Origin of the sequence: Streptomyces flavalbus (assembly GCF_042674625.1) — a bacterium.
Lineage (GTDB): Bacteria > Actinomycetota > Actinomycetes > Streptomycetales > Streptomycetaceae > Streptomyces > Streptomyces flavalbus.
Window position 1 is genome coordinate 6,202,776 of the sequence record NZ_JBHTEB010000001.1, and the last position, 24,533, is coordinate 6,227,308.

Consider the following 24,533-nt stretch of genomic DNA (forward strand, 5'->3'; position numbering starts at 1 on the left):
GCTCACCAGGTGTGCCGGGGCCGGGCGTGCCTGCCGAACAGCAGGCCGCGTGGTTCCGGCGGCGGTGGCGTGCCGCGCCGCAGCGGCCAGGCGATGAGCATCCCCGCGAGGAAGCCGACGATGTGCGCCGCGTACGCCACCGTGCCCGCCTCGGAGACGCCCTCCCCGGAGGAGTACAGCGCCTGGAGCACGAACCAGAATCCCAGCACCAGCCAGGCGGGCAGCCGCAGCGGCAGGAACACCAGGAACGGCACCAGCACCCACACCCTCGCCCTCGGGTACAGCACCAGGTAGGCGCCAAGCACCCCGGCGATCGCCCCGGAGGCGCCGATCAGCGGGTCGGCGGAGCCGTCGTTGAACAGGGCGAAGCCGTAGGTCGCCGCGTAGCCGCAGACGCCGTAGAACAGCGCGAAGGGCACATGGCCCATGCGGTCCTCGACGTTGTTGCCGAAGATCAGCAGGAAGAGCATGTTGCCCAGCAGGTGCAGCCAGCTCCCGTGCAGGAACATCGCGGTGAGCACGCTCAGTTCGGGCGACTTGTCGTAGTCGGCCGGGCCGAGCAGACAGCCCGTGCCCTGCGGGCCCACGGCCACCTCGCCCGTCGGCACCAGCCGGGGGAACTGGTGGTGTATCAGCTCCCGCGGGACCACCGCGTACTGGTCCAGGAACGCCTGGAGGTGGCAGAACTGCGCCAGGCTGCTGTCGCCCGCCACGGAGCCGGACAGGCCCGGCATGAACAGGAACACGAAGACGCAGCCGCCGATCAGCGCGTACGTCACCCAGGGGGTGCGGCGCACGGGGTTCACGTCATGGACGGGGATGACCACACAGGAGTAGTGCCCGCGATGCGCCCCGCGAATCGGTGAACGCCGCCGTCCGTGCGCCCGTATGTCCTCCCGTAGGTCTTGTCGACCGACGACGTGAGGACACAGGCGATGAGCGACCGAGTGGTTCCCCCGATGCAGGCCCTGCCCGACGGTGAGGCCGAACTGGCCCTCGTGGTACGGCTGCCCTGGGAGGACGTGGCCCGCCTCGGCCAGGAGGCCGGACGGCTCGCCGCGCAGATGCAGCGGCCGGTGACGCTGGACGAGGCGGTGAGCCACCGGCTGCGGTCCGCCCGCGCGTCGGCCGCGCACGCCCGGCCGGGGGTGGGGGCGGGTGAGCAGCCGTCGGCGGCGCCGGGGAGCGGGTCGGTGGCGTCCCTGCCGAGGCTCAGCGGATCGGCGTAACGGCACGCCTCGGGCGCGCTCAGGAGTCCCGTACCGCCTTCGCCGCCTTGCGGGCCGCTACCAGGACCGGGTCCCAGACCGGGGAGAACGGTGGGGCGTAGCCCAGGTCAAGGGCGGTCATCTGGTCCACCGTCATACCGGCCGTGAGGGCGACCGCGGCGATGTCGACGCGTTTGCCCGCGCCCTCGCGGCCGACGATCTGGACGCCGAGGAGGCGGCCGGTGCGGCGTTCCGCGAGCATCTTCACCGTCATGGGGGAGGCGTCGGGGTAGTAGCCCGCGCGGCTGGTGGACTCGATGGTGGCGGTGACGAACCGCAGCCCCGCGCGGTGGGCGTCCTTCTCGCGCAGGCCGGTGCGGGCGATCTCCAGGTCGCAGACCTTGCTGACGGCGGTGCCGACCACGCCGGGGAAGGTGGCGTAGTCGCCGCCGACGTTGGTGCCGATGACCTGGCCGTGCTTGTTGGCGTGGGTGCCCAGGGCGATGTACCGCTCGCGGCCGGAGACCAGGTCGAGCACCTCGACGCAGTCGCCGCCCGCCCAGACGTTCTCGTGCCCGCGCACCCGCATCGCCCGGTCGGTGAGCAGCCCGCCGTGCTCGCCGAGCGGCAGCCCGGCCGCCCGGGCGAGGGAGGTCTCCGGGCGGACGCCGATGCCCAGGACGACCACGTCCGCCGGGTACTCGGCGTCCGGGGTGACCACCGCGCGGACGTGCCCCTCGGCGTCGGTGCGCACTTCGGTGACCTCGGTGTCGTTGACCATGCGGATGCCGAGGCCCTCCATGGCCCGGTGCACCAGACGGCCCATGTCGGGGTCGAGCGTGGACATCGGCTCCCGGCCGCGGTTGACGACCGTCACCTCATACCCGCGGTTGATGAGCGCCTCGGCCATCTCCACGCCGATGTACCCGGCGCCGACGACGACCGCGCGACGCCCACGCGCGCGTGCGAGGGTGTCCAGCAGCGCCCGCCCGTCGTCGAGGGTCTGCACCCCGTGCACCCCGGAGGCGTCCGCGCCGGGCATGTCCGGGCGGATCGGCCGGGCGCCGGTGGCGATGACCAGGTGGTCGTACGGCGTCCAGGACTCCGCCCCGGACTCGACGTCACGCGCGCGTACCCGCTGCCCGGCCACGTCGATCTCCGTGACCTCGGTGCGCATCCGCAGGTCGATGCCGCGGGCCCGGTGCTCCTCGGGCGTACGGGCGATCAGCTCCTCGGGACCGGTGACCTCGCCGCCCACCCAGTACGGGATGCCGCACGCCGAGTAGGAGGCGTAGTGGCCGCGCTCGAACGCGACGATCTCCAGTTCCCCGGGGCCCTTCAGACGGCGGGCCTGGGACGCCGCGGACATGCCCGCGGCGTCACCGCCGATCACGACCAGACGGCTGCTGTGGCTCCCGGGAGTGGTGTCGTCCATACGAACACGCTACGGGCAGCGCGTACTTCAGTCCCGCCCGCCCTCACCCTCACCCTCACCCTCGCCCTGCTCGGGGCGCGGCGCGGGGCGGGCCTGCGGCAGCGGGCCCAGCGCGGTCGTCGCCGGTGCGGGGGCCGGGCGGCGCGACAGCCGGGCCCGCACCACCCGCAGCCACAGCAGCACCAGCAGCGCCAGCGCCGCGACGAACGGCAGCACCGCGCCGACCGCGACCGCGAGCCAGCGCAGCATCGTCACGAACGCGTCCCAGCCGCCCCCGACGGCGTCCACGAACGTGGGGTCGTCGTCGTCCGCGGCCCGCTCCCTCACCGGGTTCTGGGACAGGGTGAGGGTGATGGTGGCCAGGCTCGTGCGGTCCTTCAGGGCGGCCTGCTGGGCGAGCAGGGACTCCAGGTCGGCCTGGCGGGTGCTCAGTTCACCCTCCAGGGTGACGACGTCGCTCAGCTTGGTCGCCTGGTCCATCAGCTCCCGGATGCGGGCGACGCTGGCCCGCTGCGTCTTGATCCGGCTCTCGACGTCCACCACCTGGTCGGTGACGTCCTGCGCCTTCGCCGTACGCTCCAGGAGCTTGCCCGCGCCCTCCAGATCGGTCAGGACGTCCTCGTAGGCGTCACTGGGCACCCGCAGCACCACGCGCGTGTGCTCGCCGCCGTGCTCGTCGCGGGTGGTGGTCTCGCTGCCGACGAAGCCGCCCGCGCCCTCGGCGGCGGCGCGGGCCCCGTCGAGGGCCTTCGGTACGTCCTTCACGCGCACGGTCAGGGACGCGGTGCGGATGACGTGGCTGGGCGTGAGCTTGGTCGGCGTGGACTTCGCCGCCTGGTCGCCCCCGCTGGCGCGCCCGGCGGCGCCCTCCTCACCGCCCGCCTTGGAGTCCGCCTGAAGGTCGGCGGCTGAGTCGGCGCCCGCGCTGTCGTCGGAGCCGGTGCATCCGGCGAGCGCGAGCGCCGAGGCCAGCAGGATCGCGGCCAGGGCCCGCACGGAACGCCGCCGTGCGGTGACTGGTGTGCGCATAAGGGTCCACCCCCGGGTTCGTGGAACTGACGCTCCTTCGACGTGGGGGCGGTCCGGGACGTTGGACTGATCCGGTCCCGATGCGGTCACGGTCGGGACTCGGCGGGGCCACATGGCCCTGGCGGACGCGCGGTGGGGCCACATGGCCCTGGTCGGAGTGTCAGTGGTGTCTGAGAGGGTGGACCCATGAGCGCAGCAAGAAGCGGAGCCATGGGCGCAGGAGCAACGGACAGCACACACGTCGTCGTCATCGGAGCCGGGATCGCCGGACTGGCCGCCGCCCACCAGGCCCTCGGCCACGGCGCGCGCGTCACCGTCCTGGAGGCGTCCGGCCGGGTCGGCGGCAAGCTGCTGCCCGGCGAGATCGCGGGCGTCCGCGTGGACCTCGGCGCCGAGTCGATGCTGGCCCGCCGCCCCGAGGCCGTCGCCCTCGCGCGCGAGACCGGGCTCGCCGACCGCCTCCAGGCGCCCGCCACCACCACCGCCGCGATCTGGACCCGCGGCGCCCTGCGCCCCATGCCCAAGGGCCACGTCATGGGCGTCCCCGGCACCGCCGCCGCGCTGAGCGGCGTGCTGTCCGACGAGGGCCTCGCCCGCATCGAGCGCGACGCCGACCTGCCCCGCACCGAGGTCGGCGACGACGTCGCGGTGGGGGAGTACGTGGCGGCCCGGCTCGGCCGCGAGGTCGTCGACCGGCTGGTGGAACCCCTGCTCGGCGGCGTCTACGCGGGCGACGCGTACCGCATCTCGATGCGCGCGTCCGTCCCCCAGCTCTTCGAGGCCGCCCGCGCCCACGCCTCGCTCACCGAGGCCGTCCGCGCCCTCCAGGCCAAGGCCGCCACCGCCACCGCCGCCCCACAGACCGGCCCGGTGTTCATGGGCATCGAGGGCGGCGTCGGCAGCCTGCCGCTGGCGGTCGCGGAGTCCGTCCGCGCGCGCGGCGGCGAGGTCCTCACCGGCACCCCGGTGACCGGGCTGCGCCGGGACGCCGACGGCGGCTGGCGGGTCACCGCCGGGGAGCGCGTGCTGCGCGCCGACGCCGTGGTCGTCGCCGCCCCCGCCCGCGCCGCCGCCGACCTGCTGCGCGCCGAGGCCCCCGCCGCCGCGGCCGAACTGGCCGCCGTGGAGTACGCGTCGATGGCGCTGGTCACCCTCGCCTACCGGCGCGCCGACGCCGAGCGCCTCCCCGAGGGCAGCGGCTTCCTCGTCCCGCCGGTGGACGGACACACCATCAAGGCGTCCACCTTCGCCTCCCGCAAGTGGGGCTGGATCGCCGACGACGACCCCGACGTCGTCGTCCTGCGCACCTCCCTCGGGCGGTACGGCGAGACGGAGATCCTCACGCGCGACGACGCCGACCTGGTCGCCGTCTCCCGCGCCGACCTGCGCGCGGCGACCGGCCTGGACGCCGCCCCCGTCGCCACCCGCGTCACCCGCTGGGACGACGGCCTGCCGCAGTACGTCGTCGGCCACCACGCGCGCGTGGCCCGCGTCCGCGAACACCTCGGCAAGCTCCCCGGGCTCGCCGTCTGCGGCGCCGCCTACGACGGCGTCGGCATCCCCGCCTGCGTCGCGGGCGCCCGCACCGCCGTCGACCGGGCCCTCGGCGACCCGCGCGGTGTGGAGGAAGTCACCGCCCACCCGGTGCCCCGCGCCCAGGGCGGAACAGGAGAATAGGAAGCATGAGCGACGAAGCCCCCACCCCCGCCACCGGCCGCATCCCCAACAAGGGCAAGCTGGCCAAGGACCTCAACGAGGTCATCCGCTACACCCTGTGGTCCGTCTTCAGGCTGAAGGAGGTCCTCCCCGAGGACCGCGCGGGCTACGCCGACGAGGTCCAGGAGCTGTTCGACCAGCTCGCCGCCAAGGACGTCACCGTCCGCGGCACCTACGACGTCTCCGGGCTGCGCGCCGACGCCGACCTGATGATCTGGTGGCACGCCGAGACCGCCGACCAGCTCCAGGAGGCGTACAACCTCTTCCGCCGCACGAGGCTGGGCCGCGCGCTGGAGCCCGTCTGGTCGAACATGGCGCTGCACCGGCCCGCCGAGTTCAACCGCGCGCACATCCCGGCGTTCCTCGCCGACGAGACCCCGCGCGACTACGTCAGCGTGTACCCCTTCGTGCGCTCCTACGACTGGTACCTGCTGCCGGAGGAGGACCGCCGCCGGATGCTCGCCGACCACGGCAAGATGGCCCGCGGCTACCCCGACGTGCGCGCCAACACGGTCGCCTCGTTCTCCCTCGGCGACTACGAGTGGATCCTCGCCTTCGAGGCCGACGAGCTGTACCGCATCGTCGACCTGATGCGTCATCTGCGCGGCTCCGAGGCGCGGCTGCACGTCCGCGAGGAGGTGCCGTTCTACACCGGCCGCCGCAAGTCGGTGGCGGAGCTGGTGGCGGGCCTGGCGTAAGGGCCCCGCTCAGGCGGCGGGCCGGGCGGCCGGTGCCCGCTGGGCGGACCGGTCGCCGTCCGGCGCCGCGGGCTCCGGCTTCGTCGGCTCCGGCAGCGGGTGGCCCGCGCAGGACGCGCGCCGGGCCGGGAGGCGGCCCTCCAGCAGGTAGGCGTCCACGTGGGCGTTGACGCAGGCGTTGGGGCCGTAGGCGATGCCGTGGGTGCCCGCGTCGCGCTCGGTGACCAGCGTCGAGCCGGACAGGCGGCGGTGGAGTTCGAGGGCGCCCTCGTACGGCGTGGCCGCGTCCCGCTCGGCGGCCAGGATGAGCGTCGGCGGCAGCTCGCCGGGGCCGGTGCGGACGTCCAGGGGGCGCTGCCGGGGAGCCTGCCAGAACGCGCACGGCAGGTTCATCCACGCGTTGTCCCAGGTCTCGAAGGGCGCCACCCGCGCGAGCCGGGTGTTGTCCCGGTCCCAGACCGCGAAGTCGGTGGGCCAGGGCGCGTCGTTGCACTCGACCGCCGTGTAGACCGCGCGGGAGTTCTCCGCCTCGGCCGCGGCCTCCTCGGGCGGGGCGGCGATGTCGACGAGCGGCTGCGGATCGCCCTTCAGGTACGCCGACAGGGCGTGCGCGCGGAGCGGCCAGTAGTCGTCGTAGTACCCGGCCGTCAGGAACGCGTTCTGCAACTGCCCCGGGCCGACCTTCCCGCCCGCCGGTGCGGTGGCGAGCCGCGCCGCCGCCCGCTCGTAACTGTCCAGCACCTCCTCGGCGGTGGCGCCGAGGCCGTACACGGCGTCGTGGGTGGCGATCCACTCCCGCAGCTCCGTCCAGCGGTCCTCGAACGCGGCGGACTGGGCGAGGTTGTTGCGGTACCAGATCCCCGCCGGGTCCGGGTTCACCGCCGAGTCGAACACCATCCGCCGTACGTGCGACGGGAACAGCGTCGCGTACAGCGCCCCGAAGTACGTGCCGTACGACCCGCCCATGAACGTCAGCTTCCGCTCACCGAGCGCGGCGCGCAGGACGTCCAGGTCCCGGGCGTTGTTGAGGGAGTGGTAGTGCCGCAGGGCGGCGCCACCGCGTTCCGCGCAGCCGCGCGCGTACGCCTTCGCCTCCGCGACCCGCTCGCGCTTGTACGACTCCGAGGGGCGGGCGGGCGCCTGCGAGGGCCCCTTGAAGAACCGTTCGGGGTCCTCGCAGGACAGCGGCGCCGAGTCGCCCACCCCGCGCGGGGCGTAGCCGACGAGGTCGTAGGCGCCCGCGAGGCGCTTCCACTCCGGGACCAGGCCGACCAGCGGGAAGTACAGGCCGGAGTCGCCGGGGCCGCCCGGGTTGTAGACGAGCGCGCCCTGCCGGGGCACCCGGCGACTGCCGTCGCGCGGGTCCTGGCCGGTGGCGCGGACACGGCTGACGGTGAGCCGGATCTGCTGGCCGTGCGGGCGGGCGTAGTCCAGCGGGACGCTGACCGTGCCGCAGCGCAGGCTGCCCGGCATGTCCTGCGCCTCGGCGCACTTGCCGAACCTGATACCCGCGGCGCGGCCCGCGCGGCGGCCACGGCGGTGCCGCGCGCCTCGGCCGACGCCTCGGGCCGGAGCGGGGCATCGCCGCCGTCCGGCGCCCCGCCCGCTGGGGCGGCCACGAGGCTGGCCAGGAGCAGGGCTGACCCGGTGGCCGAGAGGAGGGCGGCTGCTGGCATCGCGTGTCCCTTTCGCCGTACGGAGGTGGCGAAAGGGATGTTTCGGGCGCTTGTGGTGGAAGGCAAGCACCCGGTGCGGGTGTCGACATCAGTACACCTGTGCGCCCGTCCCGTGCGCCCGTCCCGTGCGCGCCGCTCCGGTCAGTCGCGGACGTACTGGGCGCCGTGGGCGCGGTGCGCGAACGCCGCGCGCAGGTCCGGCTCGCCCACCGCGCGGATGCCGTGCACGGCGACGGTGGCCAGGTAGGCGTGGTCGTCGCCGGTGGAGCGGGCGCTGCGGCGGGTCAGGGCGCCCAGCAGGCGCTGACCGGCGGGGGAGGCCCAGCGGGAGTAGGGGTGCACCTCGATGCGGGCGATGATCAGGCAGCTCAGCGTGAGCGTCAGCGGCAGCGCGAACCACAGGGCGATCAGCGGGCGCGGCGTCTCCGCCGCCGTGGGCAGCAGCCCCGCGGGCGCCAGCAGCGCGGTCACGCCGAGCGCCAGCACGACCAGCGCGGCCAGCCGCACCTGCCGGATTCCGGCCGCCACCGTCGTACGCGAACCGTCCGGCACCGCGAGGCCCGCGCGGACCAGCCCGTCGGCGAGGCCCCGCACCGGGTCCGCGGCGGCCGTCGCCGTGCGCACCGGCGCGATGGGGGACTGCCCCTCCGGGCCGATCGCCCCGATCACCGACCGCTCGATGTCATCGCGCCCGCGCGGGTCGACGACGGTGGCCCAGCCGGTGTGCGCGAGCAGCAACCGCCGCTGACGGGCCATCGACACCAGCGTCAGATCGGCGACCCGCGCCGGGCCGCCGGAGAGGAAGGCGGCCTCGTAGAGGGTGAGGTCACGTCTCCCGCCGGGTGCCGTGTCCACCGCCGCCGCGCGCACGGCGGCCAGGCACAACCGCGTACACGCCACACCGGCGACGACCCAGGCGGGCAGCAGGAGCAGAACCCAGAACATGCCGTGTTTCTATGCCAATGGCCTGGGGTTGGCCACACCCTGTTCACCATCCGGGCACCGAAGTTGTCGGTATGTGACGTTCCGGGTCCTCCGGGTCAGACCGCGGACCGCCGCCCCAGCAACCGCCGCCCCAGCCGTGCCGGACGCGGCGCCGGTCCCGAGCGCTCCCGCCACCACTGCCGCAACTCCCGCCGCGCCCGCGCCTCCTGCGGCCGCCCGGCGTCCAGCAGGCTCCCGGCGAAGTCCAGGGCGTCGCGCCGGTAGCCGCCCGTCATCGGGTGCGCGTGGGCGTAGGCGAGGAAGGCGGGACGGTAGCCGCCGCCGAGGATGCGGGGCAGCTCCGGGGCGACCTTGGCCACCACGTCCGCCCGCTTCCCGGCGAGCGCCCGGGACTGCACCCGCAGCCGCGCCCGGTCGAACCCCTCGGGCGCGGGGGTGCCCGCGACGAGCGCGGAGAGCAGGGCCGTCTGCCGGAGGGCGAGGCGCTGCCGCGATCCGTCCGGCGAGGACGGCGGGGTGAGCCGCTGCCGCGATCCGTCCGGCGCCGACGGCGCGGCGGGCCGCTTGCGCAGCCCGTCCGGTGCCGCCTGCGCCCGCCCCTTCGCCACCGCCTCCCCGATCGCCGTCAGTTCCCGTTCCAGCTCGGCCGGCGCCGGGAAGTTCTCGTCCCGCTCCAGCAGGACGCCCGGTGGCCGGACCCGGGAGGCGAGGTCGGTCAGGATGTCGAGGACCGGCCGCGGCACGGGGTGGGCGTGGCTGTCGTGCCAGACGCCGTCGCGCTGGAAGCCGCCCGCGACATGCACGTAGGCGAGTGCCTCCAGCGGGAGTTCGGCGAGCGCCTCGGCCGGGTCCTCGCCGCGGTTGACGTGGTTGGTGTGCAGGTTGGCCACGTCGATGAGGAGGCGTACGCCGGTGCGGTCGGCGAGGTCGTAGAGGAACTGGCCCTCCGTCATCTCCTCGCCCGGCCAGGAGAACAGCGCGGCGATGTTCTCCACGGCGAGCGGCACCGGCAGCGCGTCCTGCGCGACGCGGACGTTCTCGCACAGCACGTCCAGGGCGTCCCGGGTGCGCGGCACCGGCAGCAGGTGGCCCGCCTCCAGGCGCGGCGACGCGGTCAGCGGCCCGCCCGCGCGGACGAACGCGATGTGCTCGGTGACCAGCGGCGAGCCCAGCGCCTCGGCCCGCTCGGCGAGCGCGGCCAGCCGGTCCGCGTCCGGCCGGTCCGCGCCACCGAGCCCGAGCGAGACCCCGTGCGGGACCACCGTCACCCCGCGCGCCCGCAACCGCAGCAGGGGCTCCGGGAGGTGCCCCGGGCAGACGTTCTCGGCGACGACCTCGACCCAGTCCACACCCGGCAGCCCCGCCACGGCGTCCGCGATCTCCGGCCGCCACCCGATCCCCGTACCCAGCGGTTCCATGGCCCGTCCCCCTCCTCGGCACCTTTCCCGGGGGTATGGCCCATCGCGTCACGCGCCGAATCCCGCGCCGGGCACGTTCAGAGGAACATTTGAGGTTGGACGATCGCCTACCGCGGCCGGGCCGGTCAGCGGCGCAGCGCCGGGTGGTCGGCGACGACCGTGCAACTGCCGGGGGCGATCTCCGTGAAGCCCGCGTCGCGGACCACCGGCAGCCCGCTGGCGGTGAGGGCGGCCCAGGCGGCCGGGTCGGCGGTGCGCACGGCGAGCGGGAAGCCCGCGTCGCGCCAGAGCGCGCGTTCCCCGGCGGACAGTTCCCACCAGGCGAGCTGCGCGCCGTGCCCGGCCTGCGCCATCGCCTTGCCCGCCGACATCTCCACCTCGGGGCTGAGCCACAGCACCGGCGCGCCCCGGTCGGCCGGGGCCGGGGGCTCGGGGTCGTCGAGGTCGGTGCCGGAGACCTGGAGCCGGGCCAGGTCCCTGGGCCAGCCGTCCAGCGGCACCGGCGGGAAGACCCGCACCTCCGCCGCCTTCCCGGTGACCGTGATCCCGGGCAGCGCCTCCGCGCGCCGCCACTCCGCGCCGCGCGCCCGCCGCACCACCTTGCGGATACGGGCGTCCTGCCAGTCCCGCACCGCCTCGGCCCACTCGCCCTCGCCCAGCGACCGCTCGTCGCTCAGCATCACCAGCACCGCGCGGGCGGCCGTCTCCAGGGCGTCCGTCCGCGCGGGCGGCGCGGACCGCTCGATGCGTACGACCAGCGGCAGCACGAACTGCGGTGCCTGGTCACGGTGGGTGGACTCATGACGGAAGGGACTGTCGCTCACGCCCCCAGTGTGCCAGCAGGCATTTCACCCCGAGCAGGCCGTCCGCTGCGCCTCCTGCCACTCGCACACCGGGCACAAGGTGATCCCCTTGTACGACTCCGGGTACTCCGTCGGCTCCCGGCACAGCACGCACTCCGCGTACGGCGGCCCGTCCGCCTTCGGCGGCCTGCTCGCGTCGATCAGGCAGTAGTCGTTGTCACCGGCGTCACTCATGCTCCCAGCGTAAGCCGCTCAGCGCCCTCCGCCCGTGGCGCCGATCAGCTCCGACACCTTCACGAACCGGTACCCCCGCGCCCGCAGTTCCGGCACGATCCGGCGCAGGGCGCGCTCGGTCGCCGGGGCGGCGCTGCGGGTGCAGTGCAGGACGACGACGGAGCCGGGGCGTACGCCGTCCAGCACCTGCCGGGCCACCGCGTCGGCGTCGGTCGCGAACGCGTCGCCGCTGACCACGTCCCACTGCACGGCGGTGACGCCGGTGGCGCCCAGGGCCCGTAGCGCCCGCCGGTCGTAGCAGCCGCCGGGGAAGCGGAAGTAGGGCATCGCGTCCGGTACGCCCACCGCGCGGAAGGCGGCGTACGCGCGCTCCACGTCCGCCCGCATCCGCTGGGCGTCGAGGGCGGGCAGCCCGTGGCAGTCGGCGGTGAAGGCGTGGTGGCTGTAGGAGTGGTTGGCGACCTCGAAGAGCGGGTCGCGGCCGATGGCGCGGGCCTGCACCGGGTACTCCTCGGCCCACCGCCCCGTCATGAACACGGTGGCCGGGACCTTCAGCGCCCGCAGCGCCGCGATCAGCTCGGGGTGGTCGAACCGCTCGCCCGCCGCCGCGCGCGGCCCCTGGTCGGCGGTCATGTCGGCGTCGAAGGTGAGGGCGACGGTCCGGCCCCGGTCGCGCGGGCCGTTCCGGAAGACGGGGGCCAGCCCGGCGGGCCCCGGCGCCAGCGTGGGCGGCCGGGACACCACGGCCGCCGGGGTGGAGGGGGCCGGTGGGGCGGAGCGGGGTGCCTCCTGGGTGCCGCAGGCGGAGAGCGCGGCGGTCGCGGCGCCCAGGAGGGCGGCGGTGATGACACTGCGTACGGGACTGATCACCGTAGGAAAGTACGATGATCAGTCTCCCGTTCCGGGGTGACGCGGCGGGTGGGTCACCTGCCTGGCTGTCCCGCCCACGGGCCGGTCACCGCGAAGGTCGTGCCCGGGGTGTAGCAGTTGACGTACATCGTCGAGCCGTCGGGGGAGAAGGTGACGCCCGCGAACTCGCCGTACTCGGGGGCCTCTTGGGTGCCGGTGTTCTGGCGGTTGCGGGCCAGGGCGTACACCTCGCCGCGCCGGGTGACGCCGTACACGTGCTGGGCGCCGCCGCCGTCCTCGCAGACCATCAGGCCGCCGCTCGGGGCCAGGCAGATGTTGTCGGGGGACTCGCCGGGCAGTTGGACGTCGGTGTCCGGGCCGAAGACGACGACCAGGGTGAGGTGGCGGCCCGCCGGGTCGTAGCGCCAGATCTGCCCGAAGTGGTCGGCGGCCGAGCCGTCGCCGCTGCGCGCGAACGACGACACGAAGTACACGCAGCGCCCGCCCCAGTAGCAGCCCTCCAGCTTCTGCGCGTGGGTGATGCCGCGCGGTCCGAAGTCCTGGAGCCGCACGGGGGTGTCGGTGGCCAGCGGGTCCGGTACGTCCGCCCACTCCACGCCGTCGAAGCGGGCGCCCGGCTCCTGGACGGCGGACAGGTCGGGCACGCCCGGCACCCGCATCGCCTGGAGCCGTCCGCCCGCGCGCAGCGAGCCGGTGCCGCCGAGCGGGCGCTCGGGCAGGAAGCGGTAGAACAGGCCGAAGGGGCGCTGGAAGGCGTCCTCGGTCTCGTAGACGACGCCGGAGCGCGGGTCGACGGCGATCGCCTCGTGCTGGAAGCGGCCCATCGCGGTCAGCGGGACGGCGCCGGTGCGGCGCGGGTCCACCGGGTCCACCTCGAAGATGAAGCCGTGGTCCTTGGTGTAGCCGTTGGTGCCCGCCCGGTCCTCGGTCTCCTCGCAGGTCAGCCAGGTGCCCCAGGGGGTCGGGCCGCCCGCGCAGTTGACGGCGGTACCGGCGATCGCGACCCGCTCCGACCGTACGGCACCGCCCGCGTCCAGCGTCAGCGCCGTGCAGCCGCCCATGCCCGCCGGGTCGTAGGTGAGCCCCTCGACGGCCGGGACGCGGAGGGCGGCGGTGGGGCGGTTCTCGTGGTTGCGGACCAGGTGGACCCGGCCGTCGCGGCCACCGAACGCCGCCATGCCGTCGTGGTTCGACGGCACCGGGCCCTCGCCGGAGCGCAGCGGGTCGCCCTCGCGGGAGAGCACCCGGTAGCGGAAGCCCTTCGGCAGGTCGAGCAGCCCGGCCGGGTCGGGGACGAGGGGGCCGTACCCCCGCTGTCCGAGGCCCTGGGCTGCGGCGGTACCGGCGAAGAGGTCGGTCAGGGACCCGGCGAAGGCGATGCCCACGCCCGCGGCGCCGGTTCTGGCGAGTATCTGACGACGGGTCACGGACGTGTGCGTCTTGGACGTGGACGTGTGCGGCGTTCCGGACGTGGACGTGTGCTGCGTCTCGGACATGGCGGACCTTCCTGCTGGCGGACAGGACTGTGCGCCGACGTGTCTACCACCGGCCGTCGATCACCGGAACCACGCGCGTAGCGCGGGTCACTCCGGACGCGGCGTCAGTTCCCCCGTACGCGGCTGCTCCTGGGCCTTCTCCAGGAAGCGCAGCAGCTCCACCGGGAAGGGCAGCACCAGCGTGGAGTTCTTCTCGGCGGCGACCGCGACCACGGTCTGGAGCAGCCGGAGCTGGAGCGCGGCCGGGGTGTCGGCCATCTGCTGCGCGGCCTCGGCGAGCTTGCGCGACGCCTGGAGTTCGGCGTCCGCGTTGATGATCCGGGCCCGCCGCTCCCGGTCGGCCTCGGCCTGCCGGGCCATGGACCGCTTCATCGCGTCCGGCAGCGAGACGTCCTTGATCTCCACCCGGTCGATCTGCACGCCCCAGCCGACCGCCGGGCTGTCGATCATCAGCTCCAGGCCCTGGTTGAGCTTCTCGCGGTTGGACAGCAGGTCGTCCAGGTCGCTCTTGCCGATGATCGACCGCAGGGACGTCTGGGCCATCTGGGAGACCGCGAACCGGTAGTCCTCCACGTTGATGACGGCCGCCGCCGCGTCCACCACCTTGAAGTAGACGACCGCGTCGACCCGCACCGTGACGTTGTCGCGCGTGATGCCCTCCTGGGCGGGCACGGGCATCGTCACGATCTGCAGGTTGACCTTGCGCATCCGGTCCACGAACGGGACGATCAGCGTGAAACCGGGCGGGCGTACGGCGCCCCGCAACCGGCCGAGCCGCAGCACCACCCCGCGCTCGTACTGCTTGACGACCCGGGCCGCCGCGGAGACGTACACCGCGCCCGCGGCACCGGCCGCCACGGCCACCGTCAGCAGCTCCTCCACCATGACGGCCTCCTCGCCCAGAGGTCCGTGGCGCGGCCCGGAGGTCCGTGGCGCTGCACAGGGGTGCTGCACAGGGGTCCGTGGCGCGCGCTTGGGCTACTCCTGCCACGATAGGCCGGTGCCGGGCCCGGGGCCATGGCCCGGCGGCGGGGGCGCTCAGCCGGACTGGACGAGGCTTCCGGCGTCGCGGGCCAGGGCGGTGAGGCGGGAGATCGCGCGGAAGTACTTCTTGCGGTAGCCGCCCTTCAGCATCTCCTCGCTGAACAGTCGGTCGAAGGGCAGCCCGGACGCCAGCACCGGCACCTCACGGTCGTAGAGCCGGTCCGCGAGGACCACCAGGCGCAGGGCCGTCGACTGGTCCGGCACCGGGCGCACACCGGTGAGGCACACCGCGCGCAGGCCGTCGGTGAGGGCGCCGTAGCGGCTGGGGTGGACCTTGGCGAGGTGGTCGAGGAGGTGCGGGAAGTCGTCGAGGGCGGCGCCCTCGGTGGCGTACGCGGCCCGGGTCACCTGCTCGTCGGTGAACGGCGGCGGGGCCTCGGGCAGGCCGCGGTGGCGGTAGTCCTCGCCGTCGATGCGCAGGGCGCGGAAGTGCGCGGACAGGCCCTGTATCTCGCGCAGGAAGTCGGCGGCGGCGAACCGGCCCTCCCCGAGCTTGCCGGGCAGCGTGTTGGAGGTGGCGGCGAGCGCCACGCCCGCGTCGACCAGCTTGCCGAGCAGGGTGGAGACGAGGACGGTGTCGCCGGGGTCGTCCAGCTCGAACTCGTCGATGCACAGCAGGCGGTGGCCGGAGAGCGTGCGCACGGTCTGCTGGAAGCCGAGGGCGCCGACCAGGTTCGTCAGCTCCACGAAGGTGCCGAACGCCTTCAGCGCGGGCTCGGCGGGGGTGGCGTGCCACAGGGAGGCCAGCAGGTGGGTCTTGCCGACGCCGTAGCCGCCGTCGAGGTAGACGCCGCGCGGGCCGGTCGCGGGCCTGGCCTTCGCGCGGCCGAAGCCGAGGAAGCCGCGCCTGCCGGTGCCGCCGGTGCCGCTCGTGCCGCCGAGCCCGGCCGCGAAGCCCTCCAGGACGCGGACGGCCTCGCTCTGGCTGGGCTGGTCGGGGTCCGGTAGGTACGTGCCGAACCGGACCGAGTCGAAGCGTGGCGGCGGCACCATCTCGGCGACCAGCCGCTCCGCGGGGACGTGCGGCTCGCGGGCGCACAGGGACAGCGGGGCCGCGTCGGCGGGGTGGCCGACGCCGGGGGCGGGGGCGGGGGAGCCGGAGGTGGGAGACGACACGGTTACCCATGCTAAGGGTCGTGGAACACTGCACGTCATGCGACGCCTGTTCCCTGTGACCGACCAGACAGACCAGACACCGCCCCAGGGCCCCGCCGGGGGCGACGGCGGTTCCGCCGGGGGCGACGGCGGCTCCGCCGGGGCCGAGTGGAGCCTCGCCGAGCTGGCCGACGCCTACGCCTATCCGGAGGCCGAGCCGGGGCCGGGCGGGCCGCGGGTGTGGCTGCGGGCCAACATGGTCTCCACGCTGGACGGGGCCGCGCAGCACGACGGCCGCTCGCAGCCCATCTCCAACGCCACCGACATGCGCGTCTTCGGCACCCTGCGGGCGCTGGCCGATGTCGTGCTCGTCGGCGCCGAAACGGTCCGCCGGGAGGGCTACCGCCCGGCACGCGCGCGTGCGGAGTTCGCGGCGCGCCGGGAGGCGGCGGGGCAGGGTCCCGCCCCGGCGATCGCGGTAGTCAGCGCCAGTCTGGAGCTGGACTACACGCTCCCGCTGTTCACCTCGCCCCTGGTGCCCACCCTCGTCCTGACCGGCGCCGCCGCGGCCCCCGACAAGGTCGCCGCCGCCGAGAAGGCCGGGGCCCGGGTGGTGACCGCCGGTGACGGGATGGGCGTGGACCCCGCGCGGGCGGTGCGCGCCCTCGCCGACCTGGGGCACACCCGGCTGCTCACCGAGGGCGGCCCACGGCTGCTCGGACAGCTCGTGGCCGCCGAGGTGCTGGACGAGCTGTGCCTGACCGTCGCCCCGATGCTCACCGCCGGTGACGCCCAGCGGATCGCCGGAGGGCCGTCGGTGGCGGTGCCGCACCGGTTCGAACTGGCGTCGCTGCTGGAGGAGGACGGCTTCCTGTTCACCCGTTACCGTCGGCCGTGACCCTGCGGCGGTGGGGACAACCGGTGCCGAATCGGCGGAATCTGCCGTTCCGGTTACCTTCCGATGGGCACACTAGGACTCGCGGTCCCCGTGCGAACACGGGGAAGGATGGTTTCCGCAGGGCCGGGCACCGGCCCACGGAGGACATGAGGGCCCAGGGGCCCTCGAAGAGAAGGGGCGTCCGGTGTTCACCAGCGTTTTGATGATCGAGAAGGCCCTGACCTCCGCCGACGTGGAGTTCGTCACCACCTTGCACGGGGACGAGCCGGTCGCCTTCCACGTGCTGCTCCAGCCCCGCGGCGAACAGGCCGACCGGCTGCTGCGGGCCATCGACGACGTGGCCCTCGGCGAACTCGACGAGGCCGTGCGCGAGGGGGAGACGCCCGAGGGCGAGGCGGCGAAGAGCGTCGGACAGCAGGCCCTGGAGGTCTCCCTCACCGCCCTGCGCGCCTCCGGCAGCACGGCGCGGGGACGGCTCGTCGAGGACCACCCCCTGGACGCGCTGAAGAACCTCGTGGGGGAGACCGGCGCGGACGAGGTGATCGTGCTGACCGACCCGCACTACGTGGAGGAGTTCTTCCACCGCGACTGGGCCTCCCGCGCCCGGCACAAGGTGGGCGTGCCGGTGCTGAAGCTGTTCTCACACAGCAAGGCGTGACGCATGGCGTCCGGCGCGCCGCCGGGCCCCGGCGCCTAGGCTGGGGCCCGGCTCCACACGCTTCCCCCGCTCTATAGGCTTCCTTCGCACGCCCGCCCTTCCTGATCCTGGGAGACACACGCATGACACCCGGCCTTCCCACCGCCATGGACCGACCGCACTTCATCGGCATCGGCGGCGCCGGGATGTCCGGGATCGCCAAGATCCTCGCCCAGCGGGGCGCCGCCGTCGCGGGCAGCGACGCCAAGGACTCCGACACCGCCGACGCGCTGCGCGCGCTGGGCGTGACCGTGCACCTCGGGCACGCCGCCGCGCACCTCGCCGACGACGCGAGCTGCGTCGTCGTCTCCTCCGCGATCCGCGCGGACAACCCCGAGCTGGCCCGCGCCGCCGAGCTGGGCATCCCGGTCGTGCACCGGTCCGACGCGCTGGCCGCGCTGATGGACGGCCTGCGCCCGATCGCCGTCGCGGGCACCCACGGCAAGACCACCACCACCTCCATGCTCGCCGTCTCCCTGGCCGAGCTGGGCCGGGAGCCGTCGTACGCCATCGGCGGCGACCTCGACGCGCCCGGCTCCAACGCCGAGCACGGCCGGGGCGAGATCTTCGTGGCGGAGGCGGATGAAAGCGACCGCAGCTTCCACAAGTACACGCCCGAGGTCGCGATCGTCCTCAACGTCGAACTGGACCACCACGCCAACTACGCGTCCATGGACGAGATCTACGAGTCCTTCGAGACCTTCGCGGGCCGTATCGTCCCGGGCGGCACCCTGGTCGTCTCCGCGGACCACGAGGGCGCGCGCGAGCTGACCCGGCGGCTGGCCGGATCGGTGCGGACGGTGACGTACGGCGAGGCCGCCGACGCCGACGTGCGCGTCCTGTCCGTCGTACCGCAGGGCCTGAAGAGCGAGGTCACCGTGGTGCTCGACGGCGCGGAGCTGACGTTCACGGTCTCCGTGCCCGGCCGCCACTACGCGCACAACGCGGTCGCCGCGCTCGCCGCGGGCGCCGCCCTCGGCATCCCCGCCGCCGAGCTGGCCCCCGCGCTCGCCGCCTACACGGGCGTCAAGCGGCGCCTGCAGCTCAAGGGCGAGGCGGCCGGGGTGCAGGTCGTCGACTCCTACGCGCACCACCCGACCGAGATGACGGCCGACCTGGAGGCGATGCGCGCCGCCGCCGGTGACGGCCGCATCCTCGTGGTCTTCCAGCCGCACCTGTTCTCCCGCACCCAGGAGCTGGGCAAGGAGATGGGCCAGTCCCTGGCCCTCGCGGACGCCTCGGTCGTCCTCGACATCTACCCGGCCCGCGAGGACCCGATCCCGGGCGTCACCAGCGAGCTGATCACCGACGCGGCCCGCGCGGCGGGCGCCGACGTCACCGCCGTCCACGACCAGGCCGAGGTGCCCGACGTGGTGGCGGGAATGGCGAAGGCCGGTGATCTCGTTCTGACCATGGGCGCGGGCGACGTCACCGACCTCGGACCGCGCATCCTGGACCGCCTGACCAAGTGAAGGGGCTGAGGCTCATGTCGTACGACGTCGAGAAGCCGGACGAGCAGTGGCGCGCGGAGCTGACCCCGGCCGAGTACGCCGTCCTGCGGCAGGCCGGTACGGAGCCCGCCTTCACCGGTGAGTACACCGACACCAAGACCAAGGGCGTCTACTCCTGCCGGGCCTGCGGCGCGGAGCTGTTCACCTCGGACACCAAGTTCGAGTCGCACTGCGGCTGGCCGTCCTTCTTCGACCCGAAGGACACCGACGCCGTGGAGCTGATCGAGGACCGCTCCCACGGCATGGTCCGCACCGAGGTGCGGTGCGCGCGCTGCGGCTCGCACCTCGGCCACGTCTTCGAGGGGGAGGGCTACCCGACCCCGACCGACCAGCGGTACTGCATCAACAGCATCTCGCTGCGGCTCACCCCGGCGGACGGGGACCGGTAGCCCGTCGCGCCCTAGCGGGTCAGCAGGTCGCGCAGGGCCTTCGCCACCGTCTCCGGGTCCTCCTCGGCCATGAAGTGGCCGCAGGTGACCGTCGAGTGCACCAGGTCAGGCGCCCAGGCGCGCCACAGGGCGGTGGCGTCGTAGCCGAGGGCGGCGCCCCAGTCCTGCTGGAGCACGCTCACCGGCATCCGCAGCGTGGTCCCGGCGTCGCGGTCCGCCGTGTCGTGCTCGACGTCGATCCCGGCCGAGGCGCGGTAGTCGGCGACGATCGACGGGACGGCCTCCCGGCAGGCCCGCAGGTAGGTGGCGCGCACCTCGGCGGGCACGGCGTCGGGGTCGCGGGTCCACAGGTCGAGGAAGTGGCCGAAGAAGGCGTCCGGCGCGGCGCCGATCAGCTCCTCGGGCAGGCCGGGCGGCTGCGCCATCAGGTACAGGTGGAAGCCGACCGCCGCGCTGGTGCCGTGCAGCACGTCCCACATGTCGAGCGTGGGCACGATGTCCAGCAGCGCCAGGTGGGTGACCGTCTCCGGGTGGTCGAGCCCGGCGCGGAAGGCGACCAGCGCGCCCCGGTCGTGGCCCGCGAGCGCGAACCGCTCGTGGCCGAGGGCACGGGCCAGCGCCACCACGTCCGCGGCCATGGTGCGCTTGCTGTACGCCGACCCGTCCGCCGCCTCGGCGGGCTTGTCGCTGGCGCCGTAACCGCGCAGGTCGGGACAGATGACGGTGTGGTCGGCCGCCAGGTCGGCGGCGACGTGCCGCCACATCAGGTGGGTCTGCGGGAACCCGTGCAGCAGGACGACGGGGCTGCCGGAACCGCCGACCGCGGCGTGCAGCGTGACGCCGTCGGCGACGGTCACGCGGTGCTGCTGGAAACCGGGGATGGACTCGAAAGTCGTCTCGGGGGTCGTCTCGGGGGTCGATTCGGATGTCATGGGGTGCGCTGTTCCTCTCGGGCGCTGGTCACGGACACGTCGAGCCTGCCGGGGGCGGATCAGCGGACAATCAGTACGGCGGTCGGTGCGGCGGTCAGCGTGGTCGTCAGCGCGGGGTTCGGAAGGGAGCGGTACCGGGATGGAGCGAGTCGCGTTCGGGGTGCTCGGGCCGGTCACGGCGGAGCGCCGGGGCGTCGCCCTCGCCCTGAAGGGGCCCCGGCACCGGGCCGTCCTGGCCCGGTTGCTCGTCGCCCGCCGCCGCGTCGTCCCCGTCGGCCTGCTCGTCGACGACCTGTGGCCGGAGCCGCCCGCGGGCGCCGTGGGCGCCGTACGGACCTTCGTCGGTGATCTGCGGCGCGCCCTGGAACCCGACCGGCCGCCCCGCGCGCCCGCCCGGCTGCTGGTCACCGAGGGCCCCGGGTACGCGCTGCGCGCCGACCCGGACACCGTGGACGCCTGGCGGTTCGAGGCCGCCGTGGGCGAGGCGGCGGGGCTGCCGCCCGAGCGGGCCGCCGAACGCCTCGGCGCCGCTCTCGCCCTGTGGCGCGGCCCCGCCTACGCCGACTTCGCCGACGCCGACTTCACCCGCGCCGAGCGGGCCGCCTCAGCGAGCTGCGGCTGACGGCCGTGGAACGGCTCGCGGCGGCCCGGCTCGGCGCGGGCCGGGCCGCCGAGGCGGTGCCCGACCTGGAGGCCCACCTCACCGAGCACCCCTGGCGCGAGGAGGCGCGGCGGCTGCTGGCGCTGGCGCTGTACCGCACCGGACGGCAGCCGGACGCCCTGACCGTGCTGCGCCGGGGCCGCGGCGAACTCGCCGGACGCCTCGGCCTCGACCCCGGGCCCGAGCTGCGCCGCCTGGAGGACGACATCCTCACCCGGCACCCCCGCCTGGACGCCCCCACCGGACCGGCCGGGACCGCCGCCCGGCTGTGGGAGCGCACGGCGGCGGCGTACGACCGTGCCGTGGCCACCGGCGCGCGCGCCCGGCTGGAGTCCACCGTCGGCCTGATCCGCACCCTCGCGGTGACCGGCGGCAGCGGGCTGCGGGCCGCCCAGGAGACCCGGCTGGCCGCCGTGACCGCCGCCGAGGAGTACGGCGACCCGGAACTCACCGCCCGCATCATCGGCGCCTACGACGTGCCCGCGATCTGGCCCCGCGCCGACGACCCCGGGGAGTCGGCCCGGCTGGTCGCGGCGGCCGAGCGCACCCTCGCCGCGCTGCCGCCGGGGCCCGCCGAGGACGCCGTGCGCTGCCGACTGCTCGCCACCGTCGCCCTGGAGACCCGCGGCATCCGCTCGGAGCGCGGGCCGCGTGCCGCCGCCGAGGCCGAGGCGCTCGCGCGGCGGCTGGACGATCCCGCGCTGCTCGCGTTCGCCCTCAACGGTGTGTTCATGCAGTCCTGCGACCGGGCGGGGCTCGCGGACCGGCGGGACGGCATCGGTGCGGAGCTGGTGGGGCTGGGGGCGCGGACCGGGCTGGTCACCAGTGAGGTGCTGGGGCACTTGATCCGGGTCCAGGCGCGGTCGGCGTGGGGGGACTTCGCCGGGGCGGACGCGCACGCCGCGGCGGCGGACCGGCTGGCCGCGCGGCACGAGCTGCATCTCGTCGGTGTCTTCACGGAGTGGTACCGGGCGTCGCGGGTCGCCGCGGTGGGGAGTCCGCGGCGGGCCGAGTCCGCGTACCGGCGGGCCGCGGAGCGGCTGGATGGTGCGGGGATGCCGGGGGCGGAGCGGGGGTTGCTGCCGTTGGCGTTGCTGTGTCTGCGGGTGGCTCGGGGGATGGAGCCGGAGGTTGATCTGGGGGAGGACTGGGGGCCGTACCGGCCCTGGGCGGAGGCGTTGACTGGGGTGGGGGTGGCTTCGTTGCCTGAGCCGCCGCCGGATCTCATGTACGAGGCGCTGTGCTGCCTTCAGGCTGCCGCCGCGGGGAGGTTCGGTGACCAGGCGGGCCTGCGTGCGGCGCGCGAGCGGTTGCGGCCCGCGGCGGGGGAGATCGCGGGGGCGGGGAGTGGGATGGTGACGTTGGGGCCGGTGGATGAGTGGTTGGCGGGGGTGCGGTGAGCGTTGGGGTGTCCGCGCGGTCCACAGGTCAGTGAAGGGTGGGCTCCTTACGAATCCGGGACATTCGTGCCCGCCCGTCCCACCCCCGGCCCCGAAGTGCGACGCTGGCCGGATGGAGCAGCAGTTGAGTGGGGCGGTGGGGGCGCGGGTGCTGGTCGTTGACGACGATCCCACCGTGGCCGAGGTCGTGTCGGGGTACCTGGACCGGGCGGGGTACGTCGTGGACCGTGCCGGGGACGGGCCCGACGCGTTGGCGCGGGCGGCGGCGCACTGGCCGGACCTGGTGGTGCTCGACCTGATGCTGCCCGGCATGGACGGCCTGGAGGTCTGCCGGAGGATGCGTGGGCACGGCCCCGTGCCGGTGATCATGCTGACCGCGCGCGGCGACGAGGACGACCGCATCCTCGGCCTGGAGGTCGGCGCCGACGACTACGTCACCAAGCCGTTCAGCCCGCGTGAGCTGGTGCTGCGGATCGGGTCGGTGCTGCGCAGGGCGCGGCCCGGGGGTCAGCCCTCGGAGGTGCTGAGCAGTGCCGGACTCACCGTCGACCCGGCCGCGCGGCGGGCGCTGAAGGGGACGACGGAACTCTCCCTCACCACCCGCGAGTTCGACCTGCTGGCGTTCTTCCTGCGGCACCCGGGGCGGGCGTTCAGCCGGGAGGAGCTGATGCGGGAGGTGTGGGGCTGGGACTTCGGTGACCTGTCGACGGTGACCGTGCACGTGCGGCGGCTGCGCGGCAAGGTCGAGGACGACCCGGCCAGGCCGCGGTTCATCCAGACGGTGTGGGGGGTCGGCTACCGCTTCGACTCCGCCGACGCCACCGGAACAGGGGAAGGCTGACCCGTGCGTGACACCCTCCTCATCGCCTTCTTCGCCTTCCTCGGCGCCGCCGCCGCCGGGGTGGTCGGCGCCGGGGTGCTGCGGATGATCCGGCGCCGGTCGCTGATCGCGCACGTCACGGTCGTCGCGGCGGTCGCCGTGGGCGCGATGCTCGCCGGGACCCTCGCGGTCGCGCGGGCGATGTTCCTGTCGTCGCACGACCTGAGCGTGGTGACGACCGTGGTCGCGATGGCCGCCGTCGTCTCCCTCGGCACCGCCCTGCTGCTCGGCCGCTGGGTCGTCGCCCGCAGCCGCGCCCTCACCCTCGCCGCGCGCTCCTTCGGCGACGGCGGCGACTTCACCTCCCCTGACGGTCCCGCCACCGCCGAACTCGCCGCGCTGAGCCGGGAGCTGGAGGAGACCAGCCGCAGGCTCGCCGAGTCCCGGGACCGCGAACGCGCGCTGGAGACCTCGCGGCGGGAGCTGGTCGCGTGGATCTCGCACGACCTGCGCACCCCGCTCGCCGGGCTGCGGGCGATGTCCGAGGCGCTGGAGGACGGCGTGGCCAGCGACCCGCAGCGCTATCTGCGTCAGATGCGGGCCGCCGTCGAGCGCCTGGACGTCATGGTGGGCGACCTGTTCGAGCTCTCCCGCATCCACGCGGGCGCCCTCGCCCTCAGCCCGTCCCGGATCTCCGTGTACGACCTGGTCGGTGACGCCCTCGCGGGCGCGGCGCCGCTCGCCCACGAGCACGGGGTGCGGCTGGTGGGCGACCGGGTCGACCAGGTGCCGGTCGAGGTGGACGGCAAGGAGATGAGCCGGGTGCTCGGCAACCTGCTGGTCAACGCCATCCGGCGGACGCCCGCCGACGGCACGGTCGCGGTGACCGCCGAGCGGGGCCCGGACGGCGTCGTGGTCTCCGTCACCGACGGCTGCGGCGGCATCCCCGAGGCGGACCTGCCGCGCGTCTTCGACACCGGCTGGCGCGGCAGTGACGCCCGTACGCCGCCCGCGGGCGCCGGTCTCGGGCTCGCCATCGTCCGGGGCATCGTCGAGGCGCACCAGGGGCGGGCCGCCGTCCACAACGTCACCGGGGGCTGCCGGTTCGAGGTCACCCTGCCGACGGCGGAGGTGTGATCCCGGCCGGGGGAAGGGCAGCCGGACCGTGAACTCCGTGCGCCCCGGGGCCGGCCTCAACGCCGGGGGAGACGTGGTCGTCGGCGGCGGGCCCTGGCGGGTGGGCGTACGGCACCCCGACCACGCCGACCGGCTGTGCGCGGTGGCGGAGGTGACCGACGGGGCGGTGGCGACCTCCGCCCGCTACGAGCGCGGCGACCACATCGTCGACGCCCGCACCGGACGCCCGGCGACCGGGCTGCTCAGCGTCACCGTCCTCGCCCCCACCCTCACCGAGGCGGACACCACCGCCACCGCGGCGTACGCGCTGGGCACGGCGGGCGTGGCATGGGCCGCCGCCCGCCCCAACTGCGAGGTGTACGCCGTGGACGCCGAACGCCGGGTGCTGCGTACTCCCGGCTTCCCGGTACCGGTTTAGACT

At 74.8% G+C, this 24,533-nt stretch carries 21 protein-coding genes and 3 pseudogenes; 11 read left to right on the top strand and 13 right to left on the bottom strand.

The window, feature by feature from the left end; genetic code table 11:
• Positions 1-2: 2 nt before the first annotated feature.
• Positions 3-827 (bottom strand): rhomboid family intramembrane serine protease, encoded by an 825-nt coding sequence (locus tag ACFQZ6_RS27780; RefSeq protein ID WP_381614115.1) that lies wholly within the window; start codon positions 825-827, stop codon positions 3-5.
• Between the two features lie 108 nt (positions 828-935).
• Between ACFQZ6_RS27780 and ACFQZ6_RS27785 the strand changes: the two genes are divergently transcribed.
• Positions 936-1,229: a hypothetical protein gene (locus tag ACFQZ6_RS27785; RefSeq protein ID WP_381614118.1), complete on the top strand. Its 294-nt coding sequence runs from the start codon at positions 936-938 to the stop codon at positions 1,227-1,229.
• A 19-nt stretch (positions 1,230-1,248) separates the two neighbouring features.
• On the opposite strand, the gene ACFQZ6_RS27790 is transcribed toward ACFQZ6_RS27785, so the two are convergent.
• Both ACFQZ6_RS27790 and ACFQZ6_RS27795 read right to left on the bottom strand, forming a co-directional pair.
• On the bottom strand, positions 1,249-2,643 hold the full coding sequence (locus tag ACFQZ6_RS27790) for an FAD-dependent oxidoreductase (protein ID WP_381614121.1): 1,395 nt from the start codon (positions 2,641-2,643) through the stop codon (positions 1,249-1,251).
• Between the two features lie 27 nt (positions 2,644-2,670).
• Positions 2,671-3,672 carry a DUF4349 domain-containing protein gene (locus ACFQZ6_RS27795; protein WP_381614124.1) on the bottom strand — a complete coding sequence of 334 codons (1,002 nt, stop codon included), beginning with the start codon at positions 3,670-3,672 and terminating at the stop codon, positions 2,671-2,673.
• Positions 3,673-3,882: 210 nt separating this feature from the next.
• Between ACFQZ6_RS27795 and hemG the strand changes: the two genes are divergently transcribed.
• Entirely contained in the window at positions 3,883-5,349 is a 1,467-nt protein-coding gene (gene hemG / locus ACFQZ6_RS27800; RefSeq protein WP_381614127.1) for a protoporphyrinogen oxidase, read from the top strand.
• A 5-nt stretch (positions 5,350-5,354) separates the two neighbouring features.
• Positions 5,355-6,086 (top strand): hydrogen peroxide-dependent heme synthase, encoded by a 732-nt coding sequence (gene hemQ, locus ACFQZ6_RS27805; protein WP_381614130.1) that lies wholly within the window; start codon positions 5,355-5,357, stop codon positions 6,084-6,086.
• 9 nt (positions 6,087-6,095) lie between these two features.
• On the opposite strand, the pseudogene ACFQZ6_RS27810 reads toward hemQ, so the two are convergent.
• From ACFQZ6_RS27810 to zapE, 9 genes and pseudogenes are all read right to left on the bottom strand, one after another.
• Positions 6,096-7,762, bottom strand: a pseudogene (locus ACFQZ6_RS27810) (alpha/beta hydrolase).
• 141 nt (positions 7,763-7,903) lie between these two features.
• On the bottom strand, positions 7,904-8,707 hold the full coding sequence (locus ACFQZ6_RS27815) for a TIGR04222 domain-containing membrane protein (RefSeq protein WP_381614133.1): 804 nt from the start codon (positions 8,705-8,707) through the stop codon (positions 7,904-7,906).
• 95 nt (positions 8,708-8,802) lie between these two features.
• Entirely contained in the window at positions 8,803-10,125 is a 1,323-nt protein-coding gene (locus ACFQZ6_RS27820; protein ID WP_381614136.1) for a DUF692 domain-containing protein, read from the bottom strand.
• Positions 10,126-10,250: 125 nt separating this feature from the next.
• The gene (locus tag ACFQZ6_RS27825; RefSeq protein ID WP_381614139.1) at positions 10,251-10,949 is read right to left on the bottom strand and encodes a peptidyl-tRNA hydrolase; all 699 of its coding nucleotides are present in this window, start codon (positions 10,947-10,949) and stop codon (positions 10,251-10,253) included.
• Positions 10,950-10,973: 24 nt separating this feature from the next.
• Positions 10,974-11,162, bottom strand: coding sequence for a hypothetical protein (locus tag ACFQZ6_RS27830; RefSeq protein WP_381614142.1), 189 nt, complete (start codon positions 11,160-11,162; stop codon positions 10,974-10,976).
• An 18-nt stretch (positions 11,163-11,180) separates the two neighbouring features.
• Entirely contained in the window at positions 11,181-12,032 is an 852-nt protein-coding gene (locus tag ACFQZ6_RS27835; protein WP_381614145.1) for a polysaccharide deacetylase family protein, read from the bottom strand.
• Positions 12,033-12,085: 53 nt separating this feature from the next.
• Positions 12,086-13,528: an alkaline phosphatase PhoX gene (locus tag ACFQZ6_RS27840; RefSeq protein ID WP_381614148.1), complete on the bottom strand. Its 1,443-nt coding sequence runs from the start codon at positions 13,526-13,528 to the stop codon at positions 12,086-12,088.
• A gap of 87 nt (positions 13,529-13,615) precedes the next feature.
• Positions 13,616-14,413 (bottom strand): slipin family protein, encoded by a 798-nt coding sequence (locus ACFQZ6_RS27845; RefSeq protein WP_381614151.1) that lies wholly within the window; start codon positions 14,411-14,413, stop codon positions 13,616-13,618.
• 153 nt (positions 14,414-14,566) lie between these two features.
• A complete protein-coding gene (zapE, locus tag ACFQZ6_RS27850; protein ID WP_381614154.1) occupies positions 14,567-15,727 on the bottom strand; it encodes a cell division protein ZapE in 1,161 nt (386 codons plus the stop codon).
• On the opposite strand from zapE, the gene ACFQZ6_RS27855 reads away from it, so the two are divergent.
• The 4 genes from ACFQZ6_RS27855 to msrB all read left to right on the top strand — a co-directional run bounded on the left by ACFQZ6_RS27855 (position 15,726) and on the right by msrB (position 19,162).
• A complete protein-coding gene (locus ACFQZ6_RS27855; protein ID WP_381614157.1) occupies positions 15,726-16,565 on the top strand; it encodes a pyrimidine reductase family protein in 840 nt (279 codons plus the stop codon). The genes zapE and ACFQZ6_RS27855 overlap by 2 nt on opposite strands.
• Positions 16,566-16,749: 184 nt before the next feature.
• Complete coding sequence (locus tag ACFQZ6_RS27860; protein WP_381614160.1) at positions 16,750-17,223, top strand: indole-3-glycerol phosphate synthase; 474 nt, start codon at positions 16,750-16,752, stop codon at positions 17,221-17,223.
• A gap of 122 nt (positions 17,224-17,345) precedes the next feature.
• A complete protein-coding gene (murC, locus tag ACFQZ6_RS27865; RefSeq protein WP_381614163.1) occupies positions 17,346-18,734 on the top strand; it encodes a UDP-N-acetylmuramate--L-alanine ligase in 1,389 nt (462 codons plus the stop codon).
• Between the two features lie 14 nt (positions 18,735-18,748).
• Positions 18,749-19,162 carry a peptide-methionine (R)-S-oxide reductase MsrB gene (msrB, locus tag ACFQZ6_RS27870; protein ID WP_381614166.1) on the top strand — a complete coding sequence of 138 codons (414 nt, stop codon included), beginning with the start codon at positions 18,749-18,751 and terminating at the stop codon, positions 19,160-19,162.
• Positions 19,163-19,173: 11 nt separating this feature from the next.
• Here msrB and ACFQZ6_RS27875 read toward each other — a convergent pair whose 3' ends face one another.
• Entirely contained in the window at positions 19,174-20,094 is a 921-nt protein-coding gene (locus ACFQZ6_RS27875; RefSeq protein ID WP_381614169.1) for an alpha/beta fold hydrolase, read from the bottom strand.
• Positions 20,095-20,233: 139 nt separating this feature from the next.
• Here ACFQZ6_RS27875 and ACFQZ6_RS27880 point away from each other — a divergent pair.
• The 4 genes and pseudogenes from ACFQZ6_RS27880 to ACFQZ6_RS27895 all read left to right on the top strand — a co-directional run.
• Positions 20,234-22,155 (top strand): annotated as a pseudogene (locus tag ACFQZ6_RS27880) (BTAD domain-containing putative transcriptional regulator).
• A gap of 112 nt (positions 22,156-22,267) precedes the next feature.
• Positions 22,268-22,996 carry a response regulator transcription factor gene (locus ACFQZ6_RS27885; RefSeq protein WP_381614172.1) on the top strand — a complete coding sequence of 243 codons (729 nt, stop codon included), beginning with the start codon at positions 22,268-22,270 and terminating at the stop codon, positions 22,994-22,996.
• Between the two features lie 3 nt (positions 22,997-22,999).
• A complete protein-coding gene (locus ACFQZ6_RS27890) occupies positions 23,000-24,112 on the top strand; it encodes a sensor histidine kinase (protein ID WP_381614175.1) in 1,113 nt (370 codons plus the stop codon).
• 55 nt (positions 24,113-24,167) lie between these two features.
• Positions 24,168-24,530: pseudogene (locus ACFQZ6_RS27895) on the top strand (FAD:protein FMN transferase); the annotation flags it as partial.
• Between the last annotated feature and the right edge of the window lie 3 nt (positions 24,531-24,533).

Coding starts and splice junctions, on each gene's coding strand:
- ACFQZ6_RS27785 (WP_381614118.1), top strand. CDS start 936: ATGAGCGACCGAGTGGTTCCCCCGATGCAGGCCCTGCCCGACGGTGAG.
- ACFQZ6_RS27790 (WP_381614121.1), bottom strand. CDS start 2,643: ATGGACGACACCACTCCCGGGAGCCACAGCAGCCGTCTGGTCGTGATC.
- ACFQZ6_RS27795 (WP_381614124.1), bottom strand. CDS start 3,672: ATGCGCACACCAGTCACCGCACGGCGGCGTTCCGTGCGGGCCCTGGCC.
- hemG (WP_381614127.1), top strand. CDS start 3,883: ATGGGCGCAGGAGCAACGGACAGCACACACGTCGTCGTCATCGGAGCC.
- hemQ (WP_381614130.1), top strand. CDS start 5,355: ATGAGCGACGAAGCCCCCACCCCCGCCACCGGCCGCATCCCCAACAAG.
- ACFQZ6_RS27815 (WP_381614133.1), bottom strand. CDS start 8,707: ATGTTCTGGGTTCTGCTCCTGCTGCCCGCCTGGGTCGTCGCCGGTGTG.
- ACFQZ6_RS27820 (WP_381614136.1), bottom strand. CDS start 10,125: ATGGAACCGCTGGGTACGGGGATCGGGTGGCGGCCGGAGATCGCGGAC.
- ACFQZ6_RS27830 (WP_381614142.1), bottom strand. CDS start 11,162: ATGAGTGACGCCGGTGACAACGACTACTGCCTGATCGACGCGAGCAGG.
- ACFQZ6_RS27840 (WP_381614148.1), bottom strand. CDS start 13,528: ATGTCCGAGACGCAGCACACGTCCACGTCCGGAACGCCGCACACGTCC.
- ACFQZ6_RS27845 (WP_381614151.1), bottom strand. CDS start 14,413: ATGGTGGAGGAGCTGCTGACGGTGGCCGTGGCGGCCGGTGCCGCGGGC.
- ACFQZ6_RS27855 (WP_381614157.1), top strand. CDS start 15,726: ATGCGACGCCTGTTCCCTGTGACCGACCAGACAGACCAGACACCGCCC.
- zapE (WP_381614154.1), bottom strand. CDS start 15,727: ATGACGTGCAGTGTTCCACGACCCTTAGCATGGGTAACCGTGTCGTCT.
- murC (WP_381614163.1), top strand. CDS start 17,346: ATGACACCCGGCCTTCCCACCGCCATGGACCGACCGCACTTCATCGGC.
- msrB (WP_381614166.1), top strand. CDS start 18,749: ATGTCGTACGACGTCGAGAAGCCGGACGAGCAGTGGCGCGCGGAGCTG.
- ACFQZ6_RS27875 (WP_381614169.1), bottom strand. CDS start 20,094: ATGACATCCGAATCGACCCCCGAGACGACCCCCGAGACGACTTTCGAG.
- ACFQZ6_RS27885 (WP_381614172.1), top strand. CDS start 22,268: ATGGAGCAGCAGTTGAGTGGGGCGGTGGGGGCGCGGGTGCTGGTCGTT.